This window comes from Shewanella sp. 125m-1 (assembly GCF_052977065.1).
Genome location: NZ_JBRILT010000077.1, coordinates 1 through 9,442, shown reverse-complemented (window position 1 = coordinate 9,442; position 9,442 = coordinate 1). Strand labels below are relative to the sequence as shown.

Annotated in this window: 4 protein-coding genes; 3 read left to right on the top strand and 1 reads right to left on the bottom strand. The window is 43.2% G+C overall.

Annotation, left to right across the window (positions count from 1 at the left end; translation table 11 throughout):
• Nucleotides 1–841 precede the first annotated feature (841 nt).
• The 3 genes from ACVBIK_RS20350 (at nt 842) to ACVBIK_RS20340 (ending at nt 8,533) form a co-directional block, all read left to right on the top strand.
• Nucleotides 842–4,843: an RHS repeat domain-containing protein gene (locus ACVBIK_RS20350; protein ID WP_447170389.1), complete on the top strand. Its 4,002-nt coding sequence runs from the start codon at nt 842–844 to the stop codon at nt 4,841–4,843.
• A gap of 70 nt (nt 4,844–4,913) precedes the next feature.
• Nucleotides 4,914–8,183 carry an RHS repeat-associated core domain-containing protein gene (locus ACVBIK_RS20345; RefSeq protein ID WP_447170388.1) on the top strand — a complete coding sequence of 1,090 codons (3,270 nt, stop codon included), beginning with the start codon at nt 4,914–4,916 and terminating at the stop codon, nt 8,181–8,183.
• 26 nt (nt 8,184–8,209) lie between these two features.
• Nucleotides 8,210–8,533: a hypothetical protein gene (locus tag ACVBIK_RS20340; RefSeq protein WP_447170387.1), complete on the top strand. Its 324-nt coding sequence runs from the start codon at nt 8,210–8,212 to the stop codon at nt 8,531–8,533.
• A 407-nt stretch (nt 8,534–8,940) separates the two neighbouring features.
• Here the strand turns inward: ACVBIK_RS20340 and ACVBIK_RS20335 are convergent, their stop codons facing one another.
• Nucleotides 8,941–9,390, bottom strand: coding sequence for a hypothetical protein (locus ACVBIK_RS20335; RefSeq protein ID WP_447170386.1), 450 nt, complete (start codon nt 9,388–9,390; stop codon nt 8,941–8,943).
• Nucleotides 9,391–9,442 lie beyond the last annotated feature (52 nt).

The window sequence follows — 9,442 nt, the reverse complement described above, 5'->3', positions numbered from 1 at the left end:
ATACCTTACGACCCAGAATACGAAGCTTACTTAAGTAAGCGGAAACAGGCTAAGCAAGGCAGAAACTCTTGGTTCGAACCGGTCTTAGCTGCGATGTAGGGTGCTGGGTAACAGAACACGCCTTAGTGGAGGCATGAGCCGTATGCAGTGAAAGTTGCACGTACGGTTCTTAGGAGGGCGGTACTTGGTAACAAGTGCCGCCTATCCGACATTTTCGAGTCAGCGAGATCTTCGCTGACTCTGTAATCACCAAGCAATTCTGTCGTATCTTAATTACCAAGCAACTTTGTCATTGCTGTAATTACCAAGGGAAATGACGAATCAAGCTTGATTTAAGGATGAGAATCATTAGGATGAAAGGTGAGTTGAACATCTATAAATGGTGTTTTTAATGCTTCAAGATTGTCGGCAGCTCAATGTTTCACTTTCCCTGCAGCTGAAAATATAGGGGGACAAATAGGGGCCAAATCCAAGCGGTTAAAAACAAAAAAAGCTCAAGCAATTTGCTTGAGCTTTTTTGTTTTCAGCCTACGAGGTTTTGATGTCTAGTAGGTCTGATTTAACTTGCCAGCTAACACATCGATATAGTCTGGTCTCTCAGCTTTTATCCACTCCTTATATAGTTTGTAGAGTATTTACCTAACTCTTTCTTTTTTGATGGCTTAACTATCTAAGTTTTAGTGTGCTGGCGGAGCTATATTTGTGCATGAGATTATTTTAGGGAGGGACAGTTAACTTAAATAGACTATTGAATTAAAAAGTATTTATTTCGTGGTCTTGTCTGGGTATAGTGTTGCCACTTGGCTGCGGGATTGTTGTGCTATATACGGGGTGTTTAACAGTGGTAACAAATAAAGGCGTTTTGAGTATTCTGGCCTTAACTATACTTTATAGTGGCTTCGCGCAGAGCGTAGAAATACCAGCTAATTATGGCTATAATTTTCTCGAGCAAAATAATATTAACCCTAATATTAGTACATTAACGTCCAATCTTTTTGGGGATAAAATTGATTATAATACTGGTTCAGTTAGTTTTGCTCAAACTGATATTGATATCCCTGGGAATTTTGATATTCCAGTTCGCTTGACTCGAAAACTTTCTGGTCCTGATGCTTGGTATAAGGAGCCTCTGGAGTTAGGTACTTGGAGTATTGATATTCCTCATGTGCGATCAGCTTTCATCAGTCGCGAAGGTGACCATAAACAAGCATACTGGGCAGAGGGGAAAGCGTGCACTAAGCCACTTAATACTAATGAGGATTTTTATTCTGCGACATGGAATGGAGAAACTGGGGACAATTTAAATTATGTAGCTTCAAGACAGCAATATTGGAATGGAGATACTATTTATATTCCAGGTAAAGGCTCAACTAAAATCACCCAAAAAAATGCTGTTAAGACTAACAATAAACAATGGACAATAGAGTGCTTAACAAACAATGTTAACGAAGGGTATAAAGTAACCACTAAAGATGGTAAAGTTTATCATTTTGAAAAATATAGAGCAGTCAAGTCAGAGAAGGAATTTTTACCTACTCCCATCGTAACCCCATCCGACCAATGTACAACTAACTGTGCACCTCCTTCAATCGGGGGGGGAGAACCCACAATTCCCCATGTTAAATATGATTACTATAATGCCTTTTTATTAGCGACTAAGATTACCGATATACACGGTAATTGGGTTAAGTATGACTATGACGCTAATGGGGTAATTAAAAAAATATATTCAAGTGATGGTAGAGAGATTGAACTCACTATCGAAGGTGGTCGGTTAACATCGGCTAGCGCAAACAACAAAACTTGGTCTTATCGATATGCGACTACTCACTTTCCTTTTTATCTTGAAAAGGTAATTCGGCCAGATGGAAAATCGTGGACTTATGATTACAACCAATCTTCTGGCGACTCAGTATTTAATAAAATCAATTTGTCTTATTATACGCAGCTACCTGTTCCAGGTTATTCGTGTGCACCATTTAAAAACAAAAACTTTATCAGTATGACCCACCCTGATGGGGTTACAGGAGTTTTTGATTTAAAAGAGCATTGCCACAATTTAACTGAGGTCCCTAAAATTAGACGTTTAAGCATCAATGGGTATTCTTCAAGTCAATTTGATGAATATTTTGTAGCTCCTGGTTCGATCTTGTACTCTCTCAGTAAAAAAAGGCTGGAACTCAACGATAATGAAGTTTATGAATGGAACTATAATTACTCTGGAACTTGGCATGCATTCAAAGGAGATGAGTTAAGCTCTCACCATAGGTTAGATGTTGAATTTGGTATAGATTCAGCGCATTTAAAGTCCACAACAGTCACATATCCAGATAATTCAAAAGAGATAATGTATTTTGAGCGACGCTATGCACAAGGTTCAGATTTGTTATACCACGAATGGTACAACAAAACGGATAGCCTGCTAAAGCGGCTTAGCTACAAGTATCTTGATGGGTATGATCCAGGGCATACTTCTATATGGGCTTATGCTGGTTCATCACCAGATCCTTACACAATGGATGATTTAATATCCTCGAGATCACCTCAAAGATTACAGTATCAAATAAAGACTGAACTTTTTGAGGGTTCAGGCAGTGTGAGTACCTATTGGAACAAACTATCCCAGTTAAATGCTTATGATGTTTTTGAACTAAAGGAGGAGGCAAACAGTTTTACCTCAAATAAATTGTTTACTCGGACTGAGTACCTGCATGACACTTCCAAATGGCTTATAAATTTGCCTGTTAAACGATATGTTTCTAAAGATTCAACTTTTTCTGTCCCTTATGAAGAAACAACTTATGTCACTGGCACTAATTTGCTACTACAAAAGAGTTTTTTAGGACAGAATATTCAAGTCAATAGCTATCATGCCGATGGTAGTCTTAAAGAAACCAATTATCTTGGCTCCGGACGCTACGAGCAATTTGACGATTACTTCCGTGGTAAAGCTCGTAAGGTTACCTTACCTTGTGCGATAACCAATGGCTGTAATACTGCAAATGGCAGCACTGCTAACACTATAATTGCTAAAGTTGAAGTGAATGGCGATGGCACCACCAGTAGTATTACCGACTTTAACGGCAATAAGACCAACTATGGCTATAACCTCTTGGGCTGGCTGACCAATATCGATTATGCCGATAGTCGCTGGACAGACAAGACCATCAGTTATGCCAATGTCACTGTGGCGGGCGATGGCATCTCAGGCAGTGCTATTGCCGTCGGCCAGCTTAAGCAGACCATTACCCAGGGCCATTATGAGCAGAGGATATACCATGATGCCCTGCTGCGACCTGTGCTTACCCGCACCTTAGATAAAACCGATGCTGGTTCTGTCATTTATCAGCGTAAAGCTTTTGACCATAAAAACCAGCCGACTCTGACATCTTTCCCAAGTGCCAGTGCCAGCAGTACCACTGGTATTGTCAGCGAACATGATGTCCTGGGCAGGCTGGTCGCCACAACCCGCCAAAGTGATGGCGCGACCAGTAAAATAGAGTACCTCAGTGGTAACACAAAGCGGGTGACTGATGCAGAAGGAAATGTGACCACCACTACCTATCTTGCCTATGGCAGCCCTAGTTACGGCAAGTCCACGCTTATCCAGACTCCCGACAGCGAGGATACTAGGATTAGCTATAACCAGTTTGGTCAGGTCACTGCCATTAGCCAGGGCACTGTCACAGAAAAGCGCTTATACGATGCCTATCAGCAGCTGTGTAAAACCTACCGCCCCGAGACTGGGGTCACCGCCTATGGTTATAACACTGTGCGCCAGCCCATCTGGCGGGCCGAGGGCACGGACGGTGGCAGTACTAGCTGCGCCGCATCATCTGTGCCTGTTGACCACAAGGTGCTCCTGAGTTATGACAACTTGGGGCAGTTGCACAGCGAGGACTTTCCAGATAATACGCCCGATAATACCTATAGCTATGATGCCAATGGTAAGCTCTCCAGTTTGGTATCTGGCGCTGGCAACAGCGCCATTAGCTGGAGCTATTTGTACAATTCACAAAACCTAATTGAGAAAGAGACCCTGACCTTGGATGATAAGAGCTTCGTTCTCGACTGGGGGTACAACGCTCTAGGGGCAGTTTCATCACTCAAGTACCCCTCGGGCAAGACTATGAGCTATGGCCTCAATGCGCTAGGGCAGGCCATAAAGGTCTCAGATGGCACTACTATCTATGCAAACTATGCTAAGTATCATCCCAACGGCCAGTTAAAGCAGCTGACCTACGGTAATGGTCTGGTGCGTAATGTGTCTTTGGATAGCAGTGGCCGCATCGATGCGATCACTGACAGCTCAGGCAGCCGCTTTGAGCTGTCCCTAGACCCAAGTTATGATCTTAACGATAACCTCACAGGTCTAACCGATGGAGTGGATAGCAGAAACAGCATAACTAACATCAGCCATGATGGCTTGGATCGCCTTATCGGCGCTGATGGTAAGTGGGGCTCGGGCAGTTACAGTTATGATGGTTTGGGCAACATCAATACTCGCAGTATCAGTGGATCTTCCATCAGCTATCACTATAACAGCCTTAACCGTCTCAATAACCTAAGCGGCGCCTATGCATACTCTTATGCCTACGATGCGCGCGGCAGTGTTGTCCACAATGGTCGTTATGGCCTGACATTTAACCGTGCCAATCAGGTGGTTGAGGCCAAGGGGATCTCCTATCGTTATGATGGCCATAATCGCAGGGTGAAGAAGAATGGCGACTACAGTGTCTACAGCCAGAGTGGGCAGTTGTTATATCGTTTGAACACAAATGGAATTGAGACGGACTCTGTTTATCTTAATAAGCAAATCATCGCAGAAATAGACAGGAAATAAGAAAATGAATAACAGAGGATTGTTACATGGCAGTTTCTTTTTTCCGCTTCAGTTTACGAGGGCTGGGAAGGTGAACCTTCTCTGGGCCGGAGTACTGTTATTACTATCTCTCATGACCCAAAGCAATTCTATTGCAGCCATTGGCCCTGGTTTTCCAGGTGGTGGCGGACCAGAGGATATAGACCTCAGTTTGCCTTCCCCCAATATAACGGTGAAGGGTACAGATATAAACTTGTATTGGAAACAACTAGAGGAAGCTCGTTACTATCAGGTTCAGTTTCGCGATGGTAACAATACATGGGCTGACTATGGTGGCAATCATTACGGAACCAGTTTATCTTGGAGTAATGTACCTAATGTTGTGAATCGGAGTTATAGAGTAAGAGCCTGTATTGTAGGCTGTGGTGAATGGTCACCCGCTTCTGCAGGGGCTACCACCTTACCGACAACTCCCTCATTATCTGTGCCAGGCTCTGACACTGACGGGAATTATAGTATTTCGTGGGGTTATATATCAGGCGCAGCTCGCTACGAGTTATATGAAGACGGAAAGGGGACCGTATACAATGGCACCGCAAGGAGCAAATCCCGTAGTAAAGGCAACGGTACTTATTATTATCGAGTGAGAGCTTGTAACATTACGGGTTGCAGTGCTTACTCTGCTAAAAACAGTATTACGGTTTTACTGCCGCCTAAAATTCCCGCATTATCAGTAGCGAGCAAAGATAGTGATGGAAAATACACTGTATCCTGGAGTGCGGTGGCAACGACAACACGTTATGAATTGCAAAATAATTCTGGGCAAAATTTGTACACCGGTGCTGGGCGTTCTTTGTTTCAGAATAAGTCTAATGGAACTTATTATTATAGAGTTCGAGCCTGTAACTCGTCAGGATGTAGTAGCTGGTCTGCCTATAAAAGTGTAACAGTGTTGCTGCCCCCACCAACACCTAGCAGCATTACTGTACCTTCTAGCACAGTTACTAATGGCAGTATTGGGATTAGCTGGGGAACATCAAGTACCGCAAGCAGTTACTCCCTTCAGGAAAGTGTGAACGGCGGTAGCTGGATCACTTTGACTACTACATCAGGAAGAAGTTATTCCAGAACCGGTCGCCAAAACGGGAGTTACAAATATCAGATAAAGGCTTGTAATGAATCAGGTTGCAGCGGATGGAGAGCTTCCACTGCAGTAACAGTACTACTCCCTCCGCCGGTATCTGGCAGCATTAACGTACCGACTTTAACAGATGTTGATGGCTCTTATTCAGTTAATTGGTCGGCGGCATCAACAGCAACCAGTTATACCTTAGCGGAGAGAATTAACGGGGGAAGTTGGGCTTATAAAACCGTTTCCGGTACAAGTAAGGCTTATACTGGGCGGGGCAATGGGGTTTATCAATATGCAGTGAGAGGCTGTAATTCGTCAGGTTGCAGTGGTTGGCGGTACAGTAGTACCTTTAATGTACTACATAAGCCTGCTGTTCCAGGTTCTATTTCAGTACCAAGTGCAAATCACACGGCGAATTTCAACGTTAGTTGGCCTAGCGTGAGTACTGCCACCAGCTATACCTTAGCGCAAAGTGTCAATGGGGCAAGTTGGACTTATGAAACCCTGACTACCACCAGTAAGAGTTATACCAACCGTGCTGATGCTACCTATCATTATGCTGTCCGAGCTTGTAATGCAAGCGGTTGCAGTGGTTATCGATATTCAAATACGTTTGCCAATACGCTGATACCATCATCAATCAGTGTTCCCAGTTCTACTGTGACCAATGGAAGCATAGGCATCAACTGGGGCTCCTCCAACACTGCAACAAGTTACACATTGCAGGAAAGCGTCAATAGTGGCAGCTGGACGACTATTGTGTCGCCGACCAGTAATAGCTATACCCGCTCAGGCACAGGAAATGGGAGTTATACGTATCGAGTTCGTGCCTGTAATATCATCAGTTGTAGTAGCTGGAGAACGACTGAGGCAGTGACTGTGCTGTTACCGCCACAGGTACCGAGTACTATTAGTGTCCCCACAGTTGTTACCGATGGTAGTATCGGGATTAGCTGGGCCTCATCCACAACATCTACTGGCTATACATTACAGGAGAGCGTTAATGGAGGCCGCTGGAATACTCTCATCAGCTCAACTACTGCCCGCAGCTATACTCGAATAGAGCGTACAAACAGCAGCTATAGGTACCAAATTCGTGCTTGTAATAGTTCAGGCTGTAGCGGCTGGAGAGTTTCAAGTGATGTTGCGGTAGAGCTATTACCACCTTCGGATACGGCATCCCATACATTAGGGCAAGATGATGGTATGGGCTCAAGACTCCTTTCATGGCCAGAAGTGAGTGGTGCTAGTTATTACCAGATAACATTGCGAGATGCCAACGGGGGAGAGCAGGTTCTGACCACCACAGACACCAGTTATATGCTGGTCTTGTCTATGGGCAGTTACACAGTCACTATACAAAGCTGTAATTTTGCGAATATATGCAGTGTCGGTCACAATGTGGGCAGTTACAGTCCCACAACAGCAGTCAGGTTCCAGCACACCGACATGTTAGGTTCTGTGGTTGCCGAGTCCAATGCTAAAGGCAGCATAACTAGTCGCAGCATATATGAACCGTTTGGTAAGCGCCTAGGTGGTGAGAAGGCGGGGATAGGTTATACAGGTCATTTGCAAGATGAAGACCTAGGGTTAACCTATATGCAGGCACGATACTATGATCCACTTATTGGGCGGTTTTATTCGAATGACCCTGTTGGGTTCCGTGATGTACATAGCTTCAACCGTTATACTTACGGTAATAACAACCCTTATAAATTTATAGATCCTGATGGAAAAATGTCCATTGAAAAGGAAGACAATGTGGTTGCAAAATTATTTAATTTTGATAGTGCTAGTCAAGCTACACAACAAGGCCAGTCCGCAATTGATAGCGTTGGAGAAGCTAGTAAGGCTGCGTCCAGTGAAATTACTAGCCGTATGTCTGTTTCCGCGGGAGCTAATGCTGGTCTAGGGCTTGGCGCAACAACATCTTTAGAAGTAGATTCACAGACCCTACAGGGCAAAGGTCTTAAAGCAGGCGCTGGATTAACTGGCGCTGCTTATGGTGCTTCTGCCAGCGTTACTGGTAATCTGGCAGTAATAAAACCAGATTCGAGTGCTAAGGGCCCTAGCACTAGTACAACGGTAATGGCTGGTGCTGGTTTGGGAGTAGGTGCCACTATTCAATGGACGCCTTCAATTGGAGTAACTGTCCATGTCGGGCCTGTGACGGGGCTAAGTATTGGTTCAAAAGTCGCGGGTGTGGAAACACGCATATTAGAAAACTAATTAGTTAGAGAGGGGAGTGTAGTTCAATGCAATTATTTTGGACAGTTTGTGTTATAAGTCTTTTTCCTATAACGCTCTGGTATTTTATTTCTTTCAAAAAAGTGTCATCACTATTGGAATGTAAGCACCCTGAAACGTGGGAAGCGTTAGGTAAAGTTGGTTTTATTCGCAATAATAGTATTACTAATTCGAACAAAGTCATTATGTTCTTATTGAAAAAGGAATATCAAGAATTGAATGATGCCAGTTTAAATAAAAGTGCCTCGTTATGTCGGGCGTTGCTGCTTGCAGGTATTATATTAGCTGTATTGGCATTCATTATGCCAATTTTAATAGGTAAGTACGGTTAAATTAAGATAAGCCATTGGCATTTTTTAGTCATATTTTAAACCCAAAGCCCCGCAAGGGGCTTTATTTTTAGGGGGGGGAAGCCAAAAGCATAAGAGAAATCGCCTCGCTGAAAACGCTTAAGCAAACCTATGGGGTCTTCTGCTTCCGTCGAGGTGGTAAATCTATTTCGTAAAGATGGTAAAAGGTTTTCGCAGAGGCGGTAATATTTGAGCGGATGGCTGGTAACGTTGGTGCGGAATATACAGCTGTATATTCCGCTAAAACTAACCGCTACCCCATGAATTTTTTACCAACATAGTCAAAATAAATTTACCACTCGTGCGCAAGAAGTTTACCAAACAACATTTTGTGCATGAGTTATTTTCGTATGATCAAATCAAGCTTTACAGATTTAAATCACAATGGCTTATGACTTATTTTTAAAGGGTGTAATTAAAAATGGGTTATTGTCTGATGGTGCTGTAGTGATGATTGGTATTTTCGACGCTTTAGGCAAAGTTCGGTTAAACATTGTAACCACCCAAACTAATCCTTTACTTTCCTTATTTTGAAACACTGTCGCTCTCGGTGCTCTGAGTTCTTTATAAAGCAAAACCGCATTAGCTTGGGAGAAAAGAGTAAGTAGCTTCGACTCCTCTTTTATATTTACACCCATAGGTATTATTTTTGAAATAAACCAATAAAGCAGAGTATCTTGGAAGTTAGCATACAGCTCTAATGACGAACTATCGACTCGATACGGCTCGACATTTGATGATGTGTTTTTTATATGCCACTCCTGAATCTCGTTCCAAATATTACTCAACCAACTAGGCAGCTCGCTGATAACAGATAATACCAATCTAAGTAAAAACATGATCTAATTGCATTCATCGTATTCTCTTCATTTGTGGTTATGGATAACTTTA